The sequence below is a fragment of the Bradyrhizobium sp. SMVTL-02 genome (assembly GCF_051853005.1).
Lineage (GTDB): Bacteria > Pseudomonadota > Alphaproteobacteria > Rhizobiales > Xanthobacteraceae > Bradyrhizobium.
On record NZ_CP182469.1, the window covers coordinates 4,556,989 to 4,575,916 of the forward strand.

Here is an 18,928-nt window from a genome sequence, read left to right on the forward strand (position 1 = left end):
GGCGAGTTGAGGATCGCCAACGCCTTAGATGGTTAAGCCTTGGTTGATTGCGGCCTGTCCGCAGGAACTGTCCAGCAGCGCAGGTGTCTTGCGGCAATTCCTGCACGGCTTGCCTCCGGGTTTCTGTGCGATGATTCATGTCGCATTAACCGCGCTTCCTAACTTCTGCTCCATACCGTTCCCGTAAACCAACGGATGTTTTGAGGATCAGGAGCTGATCCTGGCGTGTGCGCGGCAGCGATCGACATGATGACGAAATTCGGCAGTCGCCTTTACGACCATGCCTTCGCGCGCAGCGGAGCAATCCGATGGCTGGTCGTGGGCGGCACGCTGCTGATCGCCGCGATCGCCGTCGGCGCGACGCTGATGGCGCAGAACTTCCGCGAACGCGCGCTGCGCAATTCCGGCCGCGAGCTGGAAAACACCGTCTTGATGCTGGCCCATCATTTCGATCAGCAATTGCAGGATTTCGCGGTCATCCAGAAGGACTTCGTCGACCACGTCCGCGCGATCGGCGTTTCCAACGCGGACGACTATCGCAAGCGCCTCTCGGGCCAGGACATCCACCGCATGCTGCGCTCGAAGATCGAGGCGCTTCCTTACATCGGCGGGGTCAACATCATCGATGCCGACGGCAATCTGATCAATTCATCGACGGCATGGCCCGTCCCAAAGGTGAACGTTGCCGATCGTGCCTATTTCCGCACCTTCAAATACGACCCTCATTCGCCTGATGTCCTGATCGAGCCGCTGCACAGCCGGATCTCCGGCGCCTGGACCATCCTGCTTGTGCGCAGGATCGTGGGCTCGAACGGCGAGTTCATGGGCGTGGTCGGACGCGGCATCGAGCCAGCGAATTTCGAGAAATTCTTCGAATCCGTGGTGCTCGGCGAAGGCGCGACGATCTCGATGCTGCATCGCGACGGCACGCTGCTCGCCCGCTATCCCCATTCCAACGAATTGATGGGACGGAATTTCAAGACCGGCGCGTTCGAGCAGCAGCGGGTCTTCGGGCTCGATCACTTCGCCGGACGCTTCATGAGCCCGGTCGACCGCGAGGACCGCCTGATCGCTTCGCACGCCCTGCCCCACTACCCGATCCTCATGATGGCCACCACGACACGCGCGGCGGCCCTGACGGACTGGCGCGAGCAGATCGGCATCCTGGTCTCGGTCGCCGCCTCTTCCGCACTCGCCATCGCCGGCGTTCTGATCGCGATCGTGCGCAAGCTGCTGGAGCAGCATCGCCTCTCCAGGGAACGCCTGATGCTGGAGAAGCAGCGTCTCGACCGCGCCGTCAACAACATGACCCAGGGCTTGCTGCTGTTCGACGCGGACCGGCGGCTCATGGTGTGCAATCAGCGCTACATCGACATGTATGGCCTCTCGGCCGCCGTTGTGACGCCGGGCTGCAGCTTCCACGACATCATCGCGCATCGCAAGACGACCGGCTCGTTCACCGGCGACGTCGATCAATATGTCGAACGCGTGCTGCGCGACATCCATGTGCGCAATTCGATGGTGGTCGACACCGCGGACGGCCGCTCGATCCAGGTCCTCAACGAACCGCTCACGGACGGCGGCTGGGTGGCGACGCACGAGGACATCACCGAACGGCGGCGCATCGAGGAGCGCATCACCCGTCTTGCCCATTACGACGCGCTGACCGATCTGCCCAACCGCGCCATGTTCCACGAACATCTGCGACAGGAACTCGCCGCCATCGTCGATGGCGAGGAGGTCGCGGTGCACTACATCGACATCGACGAGTTCAAGGGGGTCAACGACGCGCTCGGTCATCTCGTCGGCGACGAGCTTCTGAAATCGGTCGCAACCAGCCTCAGCCGTTGCGCCGGCCCGACGGACTTCGTGGCGCGGCTCGGCGGCGACGAGTTTGCCATCGTGCAGAGCGCGGTGACGTCGCCGGACCAGGTCAACGATCTCGTCGCCCGGGTCTTCCAGGCCATTCGGACGCCCTTCGACTGCATGGGCCATCATCTCACCAGCGACGCCAGCATCGGCATCGCGCTGGCGCCGGGACACGGCACGGCGGTCGACCAGATCCTGAAGAACGCGGACCTTGCGATGTACGCCGCCAAATCCGCGGGACGCCGCACCTACCGCTTCTTCGAGCCCGAAATGGATGCCAAGGTCCGCGAGCGTCGGCAGTTCGAGATCGACCTGCGCCACGCCATCGCGCATGGGGGCCTCGAGGTCTATTACCAGCCTTGCCTGGGCTTGAAGGACGACCGCATCACCGGCTGCGAGGCGCTGGTGCGCTGGCGCCATCCCGAGCGCGGCATGGTCTCGCCGGCCGAGTTCATCCCCATCGCCGAGGATACCGGCCTGATCAACGAGATCGGCGAATGGGTCCTGGCGACCGCCTGCCGGGATGCGGCCGGCTGGCCCGACGACATCCGCCTCGCCGTCAACGTCTCGCCGGTGCAATTCAAGAGCGGTACGTTGGCGCTGAAGATCATGGCGGCACTCGCCGCCTCCAACCTTCCGGCAAGCCGGCTCGAACTCGAGATCACCGAGGCGGTTCTGATTCGCGACGACGACACGGCGCTCGCGATCCTGCACCAGCTCCGCGCCATTGGCGTACGCATCGCGCTCGATGATTTCGGCACCGGTTATTCCTCGCTGAGCTATCTGCACCGCTTCCCGTTCGACAAGATCAAGATCGACCGCTGCTTCGTCGACGATATCGCCGGCCCGGACGGCTCCGCCAGCATCGTCCAGGCCGTCGTCAACCTCGCCAGCGCCCGCCGCATGGCGACCACGGCCGAGGGTGTCGAGACCGAGGAGCAGCAGCGCCTGCTGCGCACGCTCGGCTGCACCGAGATGCAGGGATATCTATTCAGCGCCGCCAAGCCTGCCGACAAGATGCTGGAGCTGTTCGCGCTGCATCGCAGCCGGCTCGCCCGGCGCGAAGGCAGCGCGGGCCGCCGGCGCGAGGCCGGTTAGGTCGGAACGTCGCGAAGGCCAGACCCAACCCCACCGCGCGATTTTTCGCGTAGTGTGAATCCCGGACTGCGCCGCGCTCCATCCGGGCGACGGATCACCGCGACAGCCCGCAAGACGAATTCGCCCGAGAGCGGTCATCCGCTCCCGGGCGATCGGTTTCTGGAGATCGGAAAGTCTAGTTCGGCACTGCAGCCTTCGGCGCGGGCTTGGCGGCGACCGCGTTCGCGGTGACGCCGTGGAGGAAGTCGTAGGCCGCATGCAGGGCCTTGTCGTCCTTCTCCTCCGGCGGGACGTAGGATTGCGATCCGGTCTGCTCGGCGCCGTCGGCGGCCTGCAGATGGCCGCGCATCTGGGACTCCGCCATCGTGTCCATCCGGCCCTTCAGCTCGGGCGGCACCTCCTGGAGGATCTCGATGTCGGGCGCGATGCCCTGGGCCTGGATCGAGCGGCCTGACGGCGTGTAGTAGCGCGCCGTGGTCAGCGCCAGGGCGCCGTTGCCGGAGCCGAGCGGGATGATGGTCTGCACCGAGCCCTTGCCGAACGAGCGCGTGCCGATGATCGTGGCACGCTTGTGGTCATGCAGCGCACCGGCCACGATCTCCGAGGCCGAAGCCGAGCCGCCATTGACCAGGATCACGAGCGGCTTGCCCTTGGTGAGGTCGCCGCCATGCGCGGTGAAGCGCTGGGTCTCCTCCGGGTTGCGGCCGCGGGTCGAGACCACCTCGCCGCGCTGCAGGAACGCGCTCGACACCGAGACGGCCTGGTCGAGCAATCCGCCCGGATTGTTGCGCAGGTCCATCACGTAGCCGACCAGCTTCTCCTGCGGCACCTGCTTGGAGATCGAGGCAATTGCCTTCTTCAGGCCGTCGGTGGTCTGCTCGTTGAACGAGGTCACGCGGATGTAGCCGATGTCGCCGTTCTCGACATGGAAGCGGACGGGACGCACATGGATGATCTCGCGCGTGATCGCGACGTCGAGCGGGGCGTCCGCACCCTTGCGCACGATGGTGAGCTTGGTCTTCGTGTCGACCGGGCCCTTCATCTTGTTGACGGCCTGCTCGAGCGTCATGCCTTGCACGGCCTCGCCGTCGATCTTGCTGATGAGGTCGCCGGACATGATGCCGGCCTTGGAGGCCGGCGTATCGTCGATCGGCGAGACGACCTTGACGAGGCCGTCCTCCATCGTGACCTCGATGCCGAGCCCGCCGAACTCGCCGGAGGTGGTCTCCTGCATCTCGGTCCAGGCCTTGTCGTTCATGTAGCGTGAATGCGGATCGAGCGATGTCACCATGCCGGTGATCGCGCCTTCGATCAGCTTGGAGTTGTCCGGCTTCTCGACATAGCTCGCCTTCACCCGCTCGAACACTTCGCCGAACAGGTTGAGCTTGGAATAGGCATCGTCCGCACCTGCCGCCGCCCTCGCCGCCCATAGCCCGCCCTGCGGACCGGATACCAGAAGGGTCAGGCACACGCCGGTGAGCGCGCCAAGGGGGAACAGCAGGGATTTCCGCATGGATGAGTTAGCCTTCTTGCTCGGGGCTCGGGAGCCGCCATGCAAATGGCGATCCAGCCCGGTTCTCACAATACCATTCGGGTTTCTTCAAGGCCGGCCCGCAACGCCGGTGGGGCACCCGCAAAAATCCCTTCGTCCGGGCCTAAACTTTTGGCAACGTTCCGAAACCGCCACTGCACGAATGGCGGAAGCGGTCGGCCCGCGCTTCGCAGCTATGCGATTTTAGGATGGTTTTGCAGAGGCGGACGGGTTAGGCGATGACACAAGGCTTCAAATTCTCGGGAGGACAACAATGAACGAAGCGCCCCGCATCCGGCCGGAACGGAACGTCGAACTCGGCGCCAGCAACGAGCCGTTCCAGAATCTGCACGAATTCATCCGGAAGGCGCGCGCCAACCTCAACCAGAACGCCTGGGACTATATCATCGGCGCCGCCGAGACCGAGACCACGATGCGCCGCAACCGGATGGCGCTGGACGAGATCGCCTTCCGCCCGCGCGTGCTGCGCGACGTTCGCAAGGTCGATGGAAGCGTCGAGCAGTTCGGCCGCAAGATGCGCCTGCCGGTGGTGCTGGCCCCGGTCGGCGCGCTCGAGATTTTCGACCCGGATGGGGCCGCGAGCGTCGCGCGTGCCGCCGGCACTTTCGGTGCGGCGCACATGCTGAGCTCGGTGTCCGAGCCCGGCCTGGAGAAGACCGCCGAGGCTGCCCCCGAGGCGCTGCGTCTCTACCAGCTCTATGTGCGCGGCGACGACGCTTTCGTCGCTGATGTCGTCAGCCGCGCCGAGAAGAACGGCTACGCCGCCTTCTGCCTGACTGTGGACACCGCCCATTACAGCCGTCGCGAACGTGACATCGCCAAGCGCTACGTTCGCGAAAGCCGCCTGCGCGCCACCGGCGGCGACTACCAGAAGGGCCTGGAGTGGCGGACCGTGAAGATGATCAAGGACAAGTTCAAGATCCCTCTGATCCTGAAGGGCATCGCCACCGCCGAGGATGCACAGATCGCGCTCGATCACGGCGTCGAGTGGATCTACGTCTCCAACCATGGCGGCCGCCAGCTCGATCACGGCCGCGGCGCCATGCATGTCCTGCCCGAGATCGTCGACGTCGTGAAAGGCCGCGCCAGGATCATGGTCGATGGCGGCTTCTGCCGCGGCACCGACATCGTCAAGGCGCTTGCGGCAGGCGCCGACCTCGTCGGCATCGGCCGGCTGCAATGCTGGGCCCTGGCGGCGGCCGGGGAAGCAGGCGTGGCGCGGATGCTGGAGCTGCTGGAAGACGAAGTGCTGCGCTGCCTCGGCCTTTTGGGCGCTACTTCGTTCGCCGAGGTCGGCAAGTCCTGCCTGCATCCGGCCACCGCGACCAACGCGCCGAGCGTGTTCAGCGCGTTCCCGCTGTTCGACCACGATCCCTATCGATACTGAGGAAAGGATGCAGTTGACCGCGCTCTCTCCCGGCAGCGCCGACGCACTTCTGTTCGATCTCGGGCGCGTGGTGCTCGATATCGATTTCTCCAGGGCGATCGCCTGCTGGGCGGGCCATGCCGGCTGTAAGCCCGAAGCCATTGTCGCGCGCTATGTGCGCGACAGCGAAGCCTACCGGCTGCACGAGGTCGGCAAGATCAGCGACGAGGACTACTTCGCCTCGCTGCGCTCATCGCTCGGGATCGCGATTTCCGACGCGCAGTTCCTGGAAGGCTGGAACGCGATCTTCGCCGGCGAAATGCCAGACATCGCGGAGCTTTTGCCGCGCGCGGCCAGGCAGATGCCGCTCTACGCCTTCTCCAACACCAACCGGCCGCATGTCGACCATTTCTCGAAGGAATATGCCGGCCTGCTCGGCCATTTCCGCGAGCTCTACCTGTCGTCCAGCATCGGCCTGCGCAAACCGGACGCGGAGGCTTTCGACCATGTCGTGGCGGCAATGGGCGTACCGGCGCACCGCATCGTCTTCTTCGATGATCTCGCAGAAAACATCCGGGGGGCGCGGGCGCGTGGATTGACCACAGTGCACGTGACCTCGCCCCGTGACGTCGGCGACGCGCTGAGGCAGCTGGGGATTTGAGCGGATCAGCCTTCCGGCAAGGCGTTCCGCGGAACTTTTTGCTAAAAATGCGGAACCAAATCACTTTGTGCATTTTTGTACAAAGTTCCGGGAACGGAATGCGCCCCTTCGGACTCTTGAGTCCGTTGGGACTTCTACATTGGAATTGGACTGATCGACGTGCTGGGCAAATCCTACCTCACCAAGCAAGCCTCTCTCCTGCTCGAGTTCGCAAGAACCACCTCGGACTCCGACCTCTCCGCCAAGCTGATCAGCAAGGCTGCCGACCTGAAATCTCGGGCCGATCCGCTGGCCGACAAGGATCAGGGTCCCAAAGCGCCGGACGTCAGTCCGGACGCGCCGGCAGTGAGTTGACCGATGCTGGCCGTGGCGCTCGTTCTTCTTGTGCTTGCCATGGCCGTCCTCGTGCCGGTCTGTCTCGCCTTCCGGATCATGCCGCGGCGAATTTGACGTCTATCCTCACGACAGAGCGGATGGCGCAGGTTGAATCCTCTTGCGTCTCCAGTGTTTTGCCTCTGGGCCCGCACTCGGCTAGAACTCTGGCCGCCGATTTGCCGAACGTGCCCAGCAGGAGTTTTCAGCCGTGGCCTTGATGCCGGTTTCTGACGCGCTTGCCGCGGTGCTTGCCGGCGCGGAGCCGTTGCTTGAGGAGACGATCTCGCTCGATCAGGCCTACCACCGCGTGCTCGCCCGCGACGTCGCGGCGCGGCGCACGCAGCCGCCGGAGGCGATGTCGGCCATGGACGGCTATGCCGTGCGAGCGGCCGACGCGGCGACGATCGATTCTGAGCTGACGGTGATAGGCGAGGTCGCGGCCGGGCGGCCGTTTGCAGGCTTGGTTGGCGCCGGCGAAGCGGTCCGCATTTTCACAGGCGGCGTCGTTCCGGCCGGAGCGGACGCGGTCGTGATCCAGGAGGATACCGTCGCGGACGGCAAGCGCATCACGATCAAGGAAGCAGCAATTCCCGGACGGCACATCCGGCGCGCCGGGATCGACTTTGCCGAGGGCGACGTGCTGTTGCGCAAGGGAACCCGGCTCACCGAGCGCGATCTCGCACTCGCCGCCGGGATGAATCACCCGCATTTGCCCGTCCAGCGCCGTCCGAAGGTCGCCATCCTCGCCACCGGAGACGAACTGGTGATACCGGGCGTAGCGCCCGGGCCCGGCCAGATCGTCTACTCCAACGGTTATGCCCTGCACGCGCTCGCCCGCCAGGAGGGCGCCGATACCATCGACCTCGGTGTGGCCGCCGATACGCTGGAGGCCACCACCGCCGGGATCCGCGAGGCACGCCAGAGCGGCGCCGACATCCTGATCACGACCGGGGGCGCCTCGGTCGGCGACCATGATCTGGTCCAGCAGGCTCTCAAGGCCGAGGGGATCGCGATGTCGTTCTGGAAGATCGCGATGCGGCCGGGCAAGCCGATGATGCACGGCCGGTTAGGGGCGATGCGCGTCATCGGCCTGCCCGGCAATCCCGTGTCATCCTACGTCTGCGCTTTCCTGTTCATGGTGCCGTTGATTCGCGCGCTGTCGGGCCGCACCATGATTCACCATCGCCGCGAGCGCGCCGTGCTCGGCCGCGACCTCAATGCCAACGACCAGCGCGAGGATTATCTCCGCGCGCGCCTGGAGCGGCGCGACGACGGCACGCTGATCGCCCTTCCCGTCGATCACCAGGATTCTTCACTGCTTGCAAATCTCGCTGCGGCACAGGCACTTCTCGTACGCGCGCCGTTCGCGCCCAAGGCCGAAGCCGGCTCGGTCTGCGAGGTGCTGCTGCTGCCCGCCTGAGCGCTGTCATCTCACGCGGTCCGCGAACTTTGTCGCGTTCACAGTAAATTAAGCAGTTGCGGAACATGTATCGAACATATAGTGTCCGTTCATGATTTGTTTCGAGCATGCAGCGGCTTATCGCTGAACTGAGCGTCTCGGAATCGAACGACATCAACCGGGGGATTTTGGTCGAGATGTTAACGCGCAAACAATACGAGCTCCTGCGGTTCATCAGCGAGCGATTGAAGGAAAGCGGCGTGCCACCTTCCTTCGACGAGATGAAGGACGCGCTCGACCTGCGCTCGAAATCGGGCATCCATCGCCTGATCACCGCGCTCGAGGAGCGCGGCTTCATCCGCCGCCTGCCCAACCGCGCCCGCGCGATCGAGGTCATCAAGCTGCCCGAGCTCCAAGCGGCCGCCGGCAACCGCCGCGGCTTCACGCCGAGCGTCATCGAGGGCAATCTCGGCAAGGTGCGCACGACCTCCAGCCCGCCCGCGGACGAAGGTGAGCGTCCTGTCGCCGTGCCCGTCATGGGCCGCATCGCGGCTGGTACGCCGATCGAGGCGCTGCAGACCCGCAGCCACACCATCAGCGTACCGCCTGACATGCTCGGCTCCGGCGAGCATTATGCGCTCGAGGTGCGGGGCGATTCGATGGTGGAAGCCGGTATCCTCGACGGCGACATGGCGCTGATCCAGCGCAACGAGAGCGCCGACACCGGCGACATCGTGGTGGCGCTGATCGACGACGAGGAAGCCACGCTGAAGCGCTTCCGCCGCCGTGGCGCCTCGATCGCGCTCGAGCCAGCCAACGCCGCCTATGAGGTCCGCATCCTGCCGCCCAACCGGGTGAAGATTCAGGGCAAGCTGATCGGCTTGTACCGGAAGTACTGATTTGACCTCGCGATCGTTCGACACGCGCTTGAGCGCTTGTCCGCTCCGGCTGGATAGTCTTTCAGGTTCTGCTCAGATTATCCGGCCACCTGCCCCGCGTTAGATCCTCCGCACGCCGCGCAAAGCACACAATCGCTTTATGGGCCTGTCGAAAACCGGGGAGACAACCATGCGCAAGATCGTCTTGAGCACTGTCACGATGGCGCTGATCGCAACGTCAGTGTCACCGGCCGCCGCCGCACGATCGCATCATGTCCGCAAGACGACGCCGGCGACGCGCGAGCAATTCCGCAACGCACGCGACGCCGTTGCACTGCCGTCGCAACCCGCTTGGCCGTATTCGGGCTGGTCGGCCCCTGCTGGCCGTTGACGAAGAAGCACGCCCAATGCACGGGAGCGGGCTTTGTTCCTCATGCATCTGAAAAAGATATTGTGATGGCATCCTGCGGACCCAAGCCGCAGATTTGCCCACAACCCAGCAGACCGTTGTATGCTTCCACTCTGATAGAGGCCTGCGCCTCGACAGGAGGCGCGGGTCGCTATCTTACGAATGAGGAGCACCCCGATGTGTGACTACAGCCTGCACGCCGTCGCGACGCGTCCTGCCGAAGTCGGCGAGACGATCGTCACGACAACCTTCCGCGGCACCTCGACGCGCGGCTTCGCCTCCGAAGCCGACATGTCGGTTGCGGTATGCCTGCTGCCGGGAACGGAGCTCGCCTTCGCCGACAACGTCCGTTACGACAATCGCTGGATCTGGACGCGTACCATCAACTCGCGCGTCGGCAAGTTCGGCAAGATCGATCCGCACATTCCGGATCGCCATCACGATGCGATCGAATTCCCCGACGGGAAATACGTGCTGGTGACTCAGCTCGTCGAAGGCCAGCGCGCAACCGTACTGCAATTGCCGGTGACCCAGCCACTCGGCGAGCGCGAGCACAAGCCGCAGACCAGCGCAGACAGGCCGACGGTCACGCGCCTGCCGATCGGCTGACCTAGCTGCCTCGGGCTCGCAGGTCGGGGCCATGATTGAAATCGCCATCGCCGGCCGTGGCCGGCGAGATGGTGTGGTTTGTATCTTCGCAAATACCTTCGCCGGAGCACCTGCCGCAGCTCTTCGTCGCACGAAGTTTGCGCTGCCTTGCCTGAATTTTGAACGTCCGGTCCGCAAGCAAATGGCCGATGCTGCCAAAAAGGCTCGAGGCGGACGTTCGATGAAGACCTTCATTCGCGTCGTTGAACTCTGGGTGCCCGACCGGACGCGTATGCGGCTGGAATTCGGCGGCGGTCTTTATGGCGAAGGGCTGTCCGCGTTCAAGGCCGCAAGCGAAGATCTGCGCTTCGGTCGTGACGACGGGCTTCCCGGCAAGGCCTGGGCTTCCGGCCACCCCGTGATCCTCACCAAATTCGCCAATTCCCATTTCAGGCGGACCGACCAGGCGCTGGCGGCGGGCCTGACCTGCGGCGTGGCGGTGCCGGTGTTTTCAGGCGAATTCCTGCAAGCCGTGATGGTGCTGTTCTGCGGCGATGACGACGCGCATGTCGGCGCGATCGAGCTCTGGCACAACGATCCCGAGACCTCCCACGAGATGGGACTGGTCGACGGCTACTACGGCACCGCCGACATGTTCGAGTTCAACTCGCGCCACACCAGGTTTCCGCGCGGCTTCGGCCTGCCCGGACGCACCTGGAAAGCCGGCCTGCCACTGATCATCAAGAACCTGCACAACGCCAAGAGCTTTCTGCGCTGGAAAGACGCCGCACAGGTTGGCATCAATCTCGGCGTCGGCGTGCCCTACCGGACCGACGCCGACCAGACCTGGGTGCTGACCCTCCTCTCCGCGCAGGCGACGCCGATCGCACGGCGCTTCGAGATCTGGGTGCCGGACGAGACCCGCTCAGCGCTGGTCTTCCGCGCCGGCGATTGCAGCGCCCAGACCGACCTTGCCGCGCTCTATGCGGACAAATCCATCGCCAGAGGTGACGGCAGCATCGGCGGCGCCTGGGCCACCGGCATGCCCGCCCTCAACGATGATCTCGCGCACGACAATTCGATCGCGGCCATTGAAGCCCGCGCGTCCGGGCTGAGTCAGATGGTGGCCTTGCCGGTGATCGGGACAGCCCGGCTCGACGCCGTGCTGGCCTGGTACCTGTAGCCCGCCCCCTCAATCCTCGACCTTCATGTCTGCCTCGGACGGCGTCGCATCCCGGTTACCGGGCGCCGCCGCTGGCGGCGCAAGGCTCGCGCCGAAATCGCCCTCGCCCGCGATGGCCGGCGCCCACGGGCGGTCTGTGCCTCCAGTCTTCACCGCCTGGACCGCAAAGCCGTCGCCCCGCCGCGTCAGCGCCAGTGCGCCCTGCGCGGCGAGGCGCCGACGGTCGACCACCATCGCCGCGCAATCCGGCGCAGCCGGCCGGGCCGTCACCACCAGCGCGGCGCGGCTGCAATCGTCCGCCAGCGCATCGATGCGCAAGGCCAGCGCGACGAGGCGACCATCGGCAAGCGGCGTCACGCAGCCGGCCTCGTCGCACGACACGCCATCGGCGAGCGAGGCACTGCCCGCATCGCGTGGATCAGCGTCGGCAGCCAGCCACTCCTTCAGCAAAAAGCTGTCCTTGCTCGCCCGGATCATGTGCAGGTGTCCGTCCCGGCCCCGCACCGCGACGCTTTGGCCGTCCCCGGCAATCAGGATATCCGGCGGCCGCACCGACAGGCCCCAGAGGATTGCAGCCAGCAGCACGACCCCGCCCGACCAGCGCAACGGCGTGCGCAAGAGGCCCATGACAATGATGCCGAGACTGGCCACGATCAGCGGCGCGATGCCGAACGCCGGGATGCGCCCGACCGCGCCCGGCAGGGCCGCCACCCAGCGCGACACCACGACCATCCAGTCGATCCCGATGCCCATCAGCCACCAGAACACGCCGTCGAGGCCGAAGGGAGCAGCGAGCAGCCCCAACAATCCCGCGGGCATTACCAGCGCCGAGACCACCGGCATCGCGCCGAGATTGGCGAGCACGCCGTAGGGCGTGACGCGGTGGAAGTGGAAGGCGGCATAGGGCGTGGTCGCCAGCCCCGCGATCAGCGAGGCTAGGAACAGCATCGCGATCTCGCGGCCGCCCCACAGCGCGATGCGCGCGGTCGCGGAATGCTCGGGCGAGGCAAACAGGTTCGGCATGCCGATCTGCACCAGTGCGACCAGCCCGAGCGTTGCCGCAAACGACATCTGGAAGGATGGATGCACCAGCGCTTCCGGCGCCACCGCGAGCACGATGAGCGCGGCCACGGCCAGCGTGCGGAACGTGATGGCGCGGCGATCGACCATGACGGCGATCAGCACCACCGCGGTCATGAAGAACGAGCGCTGCGTCGCGACCTCCGCGCCCGAGAGCAGAAGATAAAACGCCGCCGCAACCAGCGCCGCGGCCGCCGACCATTTCTTGATGGGGAAGCCGACCGCCAGTCCCGGGATCAAGGCCAGCAGCGCGCGCACCGCGAAGAACACGACGCCGGCGACGACGGCCATGTGATAACCCGAGATCGACAGCACGTGGCCGAGCCCCGAGACGAACATCGCGTCGTTGACGGGCGCAGTGATCGCATCACGCCGACCGGTCAACAGCGCGGTCGCGATCGCGCGGTTGTCGCCTTCGAGCGTTGAGCGGATGCGCGCATCAATCGCATCGCGCAGGCCCTGCATGAAGGCGGCGTAGCGCAGCCGCAAGCCGCCGGCATCCGGCGGCACTGCGGCCGTGATCGTGCCCATCGCGAAACCGGAGGCCCCGATACCCTGGAAGAACATGTCGCGCGAGAAATCGTAGCTGCCGGGGCGCACCGGCGAGATCGGCGGCATCAGCCGCGCCTTGAGCTGCACGAAGCTGCCGACCTCGGGCGCCGTTCCCTTGCGTACCGACAGGCGCACGCGCTCGAGCGTGACGTCGCTGCGCTGCGCCTCCATCGCGGTGACGCGCAGCACGAAACGATCGGTGAGCTCGCGGATGTCGCGGGTCTCGACGAAGCCCGACAGCGACACCGAATAGAGGGGTTTGGCCAGGACGGCGTGCGCGATGCGTGCCGTCTTCCAGGTCGCGACCGCAAAGCCGGCCGCGACCGCCGCGATCATGATCGCAGGGGCAAACATCCGGCTCCGCCGCAACAGGACAGCCCAAAGCAGCAGCGCGACGGCCGTCGCGGCGGTCACCCACAGCACCGGCTCGTGGTTTGCCGCAAAGTAGAGCCCGACGCCGCCGCCGAACGCTACCGGGACCCACGGCAACAGCCGCCCGGCGCCGGCCTCGGCGCTGGCCCATTGGCGCAGGGTCCCGGCGATGGTGGACCAGAGGTCGAGGCCTGCGGGTGCAAGGCCGCCAGCGGACGCGGAGCTCCCCGCCGGCCAGGTCCCTGCGATCCCTTGCGAGGCACGCTGCGGCCGGCCCGGCTCCGTCATTCCCCTGCACCTTAAGATATGCAACTGGCTCAGAGGCTACCTGAACGTGCGGACGGACGAATAGCGGTACAGACCGGGAACGAAGAGAGTTCGCCCTACTTTTCCTCTTCCATCGTCGCGGCGACGTGTGCGGCGAGGCGTCAGATCAGCGGCACCTTCGACGAGGCATGGTGATTGACGATCTTCCAGTCGCCATCCTCGCGGATGATGACCCAGCTCATCTTGACGATGAGATCGTCCCGTTCGCCGGCGAGGTCGAACGAGATGGTCGCGCCCATATTGATCAGATCAGGACCGGCTTGCGCTACGTTCACCTCGGAAAACGCCGCGCTCGGCTTGCGCCAGCGCGGCAGGCCGTTGAAATAATCGGCGACGCCGTCCCGGCCTCTGAACAGCTTTGGGTTCGAGCCGAAGAAGAACGCGTTCTTCGAATACAGCGACGACAGCGCGACCGCGTCGAGCGTCGCGAAGCCGGCGCACCATTTCGCGATGATGGCGGCAACGATGGCGTCGGCTTCGCTGCTCATGCCATCCCTCAACCTTTCGCGACTTCCTTCGCGAAGGTGTCACGCAGGCCGATGGTGCGCGAAAAGACCGGCTTGCCCGGCGTCGAGTCCTTGTCGCGCACGAAATAGCCCTGGCGCTCGAACTGCATCGGCTCCGTCGAATTGCTCTCGGCCAACGCAGCCTCGATCCGCGCATCGGAGAGGATCTCCAGCGAATTCGGATTGAGATCGGCTGCGAAGTTCGAGGCGTCCGGGCTCGGATTGGAGAACAGCTGGTTGTAGATGCGGATCTCCGCGGGCTTCGACGTCGCCGCAGGCAGCCAGTGCATGGTCGCCTTGACCTTGCGGCCGTCGGGCGCGTTGCCGCCCCTGGTCGCGGGATCATACGTGCAGCGCAATTCCACGACTTCGCCGGCGTCGTTCTTGATCACACCGGTGCATTTGACGAAATAGGCGTAGCGCAGCCGCACCTCGTTGCCCGGCGACAGGCGGAAGAACTTCTTCGGCGGGTTCTCCATGAAGTCGTCCTGCTCGATATAGAGTTCGCGGCCGAACGTGATCTTGCGCGTGCCCGCGGAAGGATCATCCGGATGGTTGATCGCCTCGAGTTCCTCGGTCTGCCCTTCCGGATAGTTCTCGATCACGACCTTGAGCGGCCTCAAGACCGCCATGCGGCGCTGCGCGGTGCGGTTCAGCTCCTCGCGGATGCAGAATTCCAGCATGCCGACGTCGACGACGCTGTTGGCCTTGGCGACGCCGATGCGCTTGACGAATTCGCGCAAAGCCGCCGGCGGCACGCCGCGGCGGCGCATCCCCGCCATGGTCGGCATGCGCGGATCGTCCCAGCCCGCGACATGGCCTTCCCGCACGAGCTGGGTCAGCACGCGCTTGGACAGCACAGTGTAGGTCAGGTTCAGCCGCGCGAACTCGTACTGATGCGGCTCTGACGGCACCGGCAGCTTCTCGATGAACCAGTCGTAGAGCGGGCGGTGGTCCTCGAACTCCAGCGTGCAGATCGAATGCGTGATGCCTTCAATGGCGTCGGACTGGCCGTGGGCATAGTCGTAGCTCGGATAGATGCACCATGCGTTGCCGGTGCGCGGATGGTGCGCATGCAGGATGCGGTACAGCACGGGATCGCGCAGGTTGATGTTGCCCGCGGCCATGTCGATCTTGGCCCGCAGCACGCGCGCGCCGTTCGGGAATTCGCCGGCCTTCATGCGGCGGAACAGGTCGAGGTTCTCCTCCACCGAGCGGTCGCGGAATGGCGAGTTCTTGCCGGGCTCCGTCAGCGTGCCGCGCGAAGTGCGGATCTCCTCCTGGGTCTGGTCGTCGACATAGGCGAGCCCGTCCTGGATCAGCTTCTCCGCCCATTCGTACAGGCGGTCGAAATAGTCGGAGGCGAAGAACAGGTTCTTGCCCCAGTCGAAGCCGAGCCAGCGCACGTCGGCCTGGATGGAATCGATATATTCCTGCTCTTCCTTGACCGGATTGGTGTCGTCGAAGCGCAGGTGGCAGCGGCCCGGAAACTCCTGGGCGATGCCGAAATTGAGGGCGATCGACTTGGCGTGCCCGATATGCAGGTAGCCGTTCGGCTCCGGCGGGAACCGGGTCACGATCTCCTTGTACTTGCCCTGATCGAGGTCGGCCTGGATGATGTCACGAATGAAATCGCGCCCAACCTCAGTCGCCACCGGTTCTGTCATTACGAAAATCCTGTAGGGAAATCAGCGGTACTTCTGCCAAATTCGGGAGGCTGAGCCAAGGCCTCAAGCCGTCCGCCGTCGGGCTTTAGTTATGCTCCGGTCCTGCTATACACCACCGCCTCCAATGCATAGGCCCTGCCAAGAATGACCGATTCCGTCGTCACCCGCTTTGCCCCCTCTCCGACCGGCTTCCTCCATATCGGAGGCGCCCGCACGGCGCTGTTCAACTGGCTCTATGCCAAGAAGCATGGCGGCAAGATGCTGCTCCGGATCGAGGACACCGACCGGGAACGCTCCACGGAAGCCGCGATCGGCGCCATCCTCGACGGGCTGAAATGGCTCGAGCTCGGCTGGGACGGCGAGGTCATCTACCAGTTCCGCCGCGCCGCCCGTCACCGCGAGGTCGCCGAGCAGTTGCTCGCCGACGGAAAGGCCTATCGTTGCTACGCCACGGCCGAGGAGCTCGCTGCCATGCGCGAGAAGGCGCGCGCGGAAGGGCGCACCCGCCTCTATGACGGCATGTGGCGCGACCGCGATCCGGCCACGGCGCCGAGCGACGTCAAGCCGACCATCCGCCTGCGCGCGCCGCAGACCGGCGAGACCGTGATCGAGGACCAGGTCCAGGGCCGCGTGGTCTGGCAGAACGAGAACCTCGACGACCTCGTGCTTTTGCGCGGCGATGGCAATCCGACCTACATGCTCGCGGTGGTCGTGGACGACCACGACATGGGCGTCACCCACGTCATCCGCGGCGACGACCATTTGATCAACGCCGCCCGCCAGAAGCAGATATACGACGCGATGGGTTGGACGCTGCCGAGCATGTCGCACATCCCTCTCATCCACGGCCCGGACGGCTCGAAGCTGTCGAAGCGGCACGGCGCGCTTGGCGTCGATGCCTACCGCGCCATGGGATACCTTCCCGCCGCGCTGCGCAACTATCTCGTCCGCCTCGGCTGGAGCCATGGCGACCAGGAGATCTTCTCGACCGAGGAGATGATCGAAGCGTTCGATCTCGTCAGCGTCGGCCGCGCCGCCGCCCGCTTCGACTTCGCCAAGCTGGAAAACCTCAACGGCCATTACATCCGTCACGCCGACGATCAATCACTCGTGAGGATGTTCGAGGACGTGCTTGACCATGTCGTGCCCAGCCGGGACGAGATTAAGGCGAAGTTGAACGACACCACGCGGGCGCAGCTGCTCAAGGCCATGCCGGCCCTGAAGGAGCGTGCCAAGACGCTGCTCGAGCTGATCGACGGCGCCTGTTTCATCTTCGCCGACCGGCCGCTGCAGCTCGATTCCAAGGCGCAGGCGCTGCTGACGCCCGAGAACCGCAAGCTGATCGGCCAGCTTCATTCCGCGCTGGAGAAAGTCGAGACCTGGAGTGCGGCCAGCGCGGAAGCCGCGCTGCGCGCCTTCGCCGAGGAAAATAGTCTCAAGCTCGGCGCGGTCGCCCAGCCCTTGCGCGCGGCGCTGACCGGGCGGACGACATCGCCTGGTATATTTGAGGTTTTGGACGTGCTGGGACGCCAGGAAAGCCTGGGGCGGCTCAAGGATCAGGCTACGACGTAAGTAGGCCATGCGTGCGGCTGATCTTGCAGCGCACACAGCAATAATATACCCATCTCCCCCGTACATTCTGGAACATCCGGCCTGCCCCACGATCTCATCGGGGCCTTCCGGGTCCGGCCCGTTTCACCATACATCGGGGACCTCTGATGGACGCAAAAGAAAGCCCAAAGACCGCCACGCTGACGGTCGGAAACAAGAACTACGATCTCCCGATCCTCAGCGGCAGCGCCGGGCCCGATGTCGTCGATATCGGCAAGCTCTACGGCCAGTCGGGTCTGTTCACCTACGATCCCGGCTTCACCTCGACCGCGAGCTGCCAGTCCAAGATCACCTACATCGACGGCGATGCCGGCGTGCTGGAATACCGCGGCTATCCGATCGAGCAGCTCGCCGAGCACGGCGACTTCCTGGAGACCTGCTATCTCCTGCTCTACGGTAACCTGCCGACCGCTGAGCAGAAGAAGGATTTCGATTACCGCGTGACCCATCACACGATGGTGCACGAGCAGATGGCCCGCTTCTTCCAGGGCTTCCGCCGCGACGCCCATCCGATGGCGATCATGGTAGCCGCCGTCGGCGCCCTCGCTGCGTTCTACCACGACTCCACCGACATCAACGATCCCAAGCAGCGCATGATCGCCTCCATGCGCATGATCGCGAAGATCCCGACGCTGGCCGCGATGGCCTACAAGTACACGGTCGGCCAGCCCTTCGTGTATCCGAAGAATTCGCTCGGCTTCGCCGAGAACTTCCTGAACATGTGCTTCGCGGTGCCTTGCGAGGAGTACAAGGTCAGCCCGGTGCTCGCCGACGCGCTGGAGAAGATTTTCATCCTGCACGCCGACCACGAGCAGAACGCCTCGACCTCGACGGTGCGCATCGCCGGCTCCTCGGGTGCCAACCCGTTCGCCTGCATTGCAGCCGGCATCGCCTGCCTCTGGGGCCCGGCGCATGGCGGCGCCAACGAAGCCGCGCTCAACATGCTCTACGGCATCGGCACGGTCGACAAGATTCCCGAGTTCATCGCCAAGGTGAAGGACAAGAACTCCGAAGTCCGCCTGATGGGCTTCGGCCATCGTGTCTACAAGAACTACGATCCGCGCGCCAAGATCATGCAGAAGATGTGTCACGCCGTGCTCAGGGAGACCGGCCATGGCGACGATCCGATGCTGAAGGTGGCGATGGAGCTCGAGAAGATCGCGCTCAGCGACCAGTACTTCATCGACCGCAAGCTCTACCCGAACGTCGACTTCTATTCGGGCATCACGCTGAAGGCGATGGGCTTCCCGGTCTCGATGTTCACCGTGCTGTTCGCGGTCGCCCGTACCGTCGGCTGGATCAGCCAGTGGAGCGAGATGATCGAGGATCCGCAGCAGAAGATCGGCCGTCCGCGCCAGCTCTACACCGGCGTCACCAAGCGCGATTACGTGCCGATCAAGGATCGCAAGTAAGTCCTGAGCGGACACGGCTCTTC

15 protein-coding genes are annotated in these 18,928 nt (G+C 65.1%); 11 read left to right on the forward strand and 4 right to left on the reverse strand.

Annotated elements, in window-relative coordinates; translation table 11 throughout:
- The first annotated feature begins 246 nt into the window (after positions 1-246).
- A complete protein-coding gene (locus ACNJYB_RS21540) occupies positions 247-2,967 on the forward strand; it encodes a bifunctional diguanylate cyclase/phosphodiesterase (protein ID WP_439368342.1) in 2,721 nt (906 codons plus the stop codon).
- Between the two features lie 175 nt (positions 2,968-3,142).
- Here the strand turns inward: ACNJYB_RS21540 and ACNJYB_RS21545 are convergent, their stop codons facing one another.
- Positions 3,143-4,480: a S41 family peptidase gene (locus ACNJYB_RS21545; protein WP_439368344.1), complete on the reverse strand. Its 1,338-nt coding sequence runs from the start codon at positions 4,478-4,480 to the stop codon at positions 3,143-3,145.
- A 292-nt stretch (positions 4,481-4,772) separates the two neighbouring features.
- On the opposite strand from ACNJYB_RS21545, the gene ACNJYB_RS21550 reads away from it, so the two are divergent.
- The 8 genes from ACNJYB_RS21550 (at position 4,773) to ACNJYB_RS21585 (ending at position 11,378) form a co-directional block, all read left to right on the forward strand.
- Complete coding sequence (locus tag ACNJYB_RS21550) at positions 4,773-5,906, forward strand: alpha-hydroxy acid oxidase (RefSeq protein WP_439368345.1); 1,134 nt, start codon at positions 4,773-4,775, stop codon at positions 5,904-5,906.
- A 7-nt stretch (positions 5,907-5,913) separates the two neighbouring features.
- Positions 5,914-6,546: an HAD family hydrolase gene (locus ACNJYB_RS21555; protein WP_439368347.1), complete on the forward strand. Its 633-nt coding sequence runs from the start codon at positions 5,914-5,916 to the stop codon at positions 6,544-6,546.
- A 159-nt stretch (positions 6,547-6,705) separates the two neighbouring features.
- Complete coding sequence (locus ACNJYB_RS21560; RefSeq protein ID WP_439368348.1) at positions 6,706-6,900, forward strand: hypothetical protein; 195 nt, start codon at positions 6,706-6,708, stop codon at positions 6,898-6,900.
- A gap of 229 nt (positions 6,901-7,129) precedes the next feature.
- Complete coding sequence (locus ACNJYB_RS21565; RefSeq protein ID WP_439368349.1) at positions 7,130-8,341, forward strand: molybdopterin molybdotransferase MoeA; 1,212 nt, start codon at positions 7,130-7,132, stop codon at positions 8,339-8,341.
- Positions 8,342-8,517: 176 nt separating this feature from the next.
- A complete protein-coding gene (lexA, locus tag ACNJYB_RS21570; RefSeq protein ID WP_027559402.1) occupies positions 8,518-9,219 on the forward strand; it encodes a transcriptional repressor LexA in 702 nt (233 codons plus the stop codon).
- Between the two features lie 169 nt (positions 9,220-9,388).
- Entirely contained in the window at positions 9,389-9,589 is a 201-nt protein-coding gene (locus ACNJYB_RS21575) for a hypothetical protein (RefSeq protein WP_439368350.1), read from the forward strand.
- Positions 9,590-9,784: 195 nt separating this feature from the next.
- A complete protein-coding gene (locus ACNJYB_RS21580) occupies positions 9,785-10,216 on the forward strand; it encodes a hypothetical protein (RefSeq protein ID WP_439368351.1) in 432 nt (143 codons plus the stop codon).
- 220 nt (positions 10,217-10,436) lie between these two features.
- Positions 10,437-11,378 (forward strand): GAF domain-containing protein, encoded by a 942-nt coding sequence (locus tag ACNJYB_RS21585; RefSeq protein ID WP_439368353.1) that lies wholly within the window; start codon positions 10,437-10,439, stop codon positions 11,376-11,378.
- Between the two features lie 9 nt (positions 11,379-11,387).
- On the opposite strand, the gene ACNJYB_RS21590 is transcribed toward ACNJYB_RS21585, so the two are convergent.
- The 3 genes from ACNJYB_RS21590 to ACNJYB_RS21600 form a co-directional block, all read right to left on the reverse strand.
- A complete protein-coding gene (locus ACNJYB_RS21590) occupies positions 11,388-13,670 on the reverse strand; it encodes a ComEC/Rec2 family competence protein (protein ID WP_439368354.1) in 2,283 nt (760 codons plus the stop codon).
- 140 nt (positions 13,671-13,810) lie between these two features.
- Positions 13,811-14,197, reverse strand: coding sequence for a nuclear transport factor 2 family protein (locus tag ACNJYB_RS21595; protein ID WP_439368355.1), 387 nt, complete (start codon positions 14,195-14,197; stop codon positions 13,811-13,813).
- 8 nt (positions 14,198-14,205) lie between these two features.
- Positions 14,206-15,882, reverse strand: a complete 1,677-nt coding sequence (locus ACNJYB_RS21600; protein WP_439368357.1) for a glutamine--tRNA ligase/YqeY domain fusion protein — start codon at positions 15,880-15,882, stop codon at positions 14,206-14,208.
- Between the two features lie 144 nt (positions 15,883-16,026).
- Here ACNJYB_RS21600 and gltX point away from each other — a divergent pair, with 144 nt between their 5' ends.
- The gene (gene gltX, locus ACNJYB_RS21605) at positions 16,027-17,454 is read left to right on the forward strand and encodes a glutamate--tRNA ligase (RefSeq protein ID WP_439368359.1); all 1,428 of its coding nucleotides are present in this window, start codon (positions 16,027-16,029) and stop codon (positions 17,452-17,454) included.
- A 146-nt stretch (positions 17,455-17,600) separates the two neighbouring features.
- On the forward strand, positions 17,601-18,905 hold the full coding sequence (gene gltA / locus ACNJYB_RS21610) for a citrate synthase (RefSeq protein ID WP_439368360.1): 1,305 nt from the start codon (positions 17,601-17,603) through the stop codon (positions 18,903-18,905).
- Positions 18,906-18,928 lie beyond the last annotated feature (23 nt).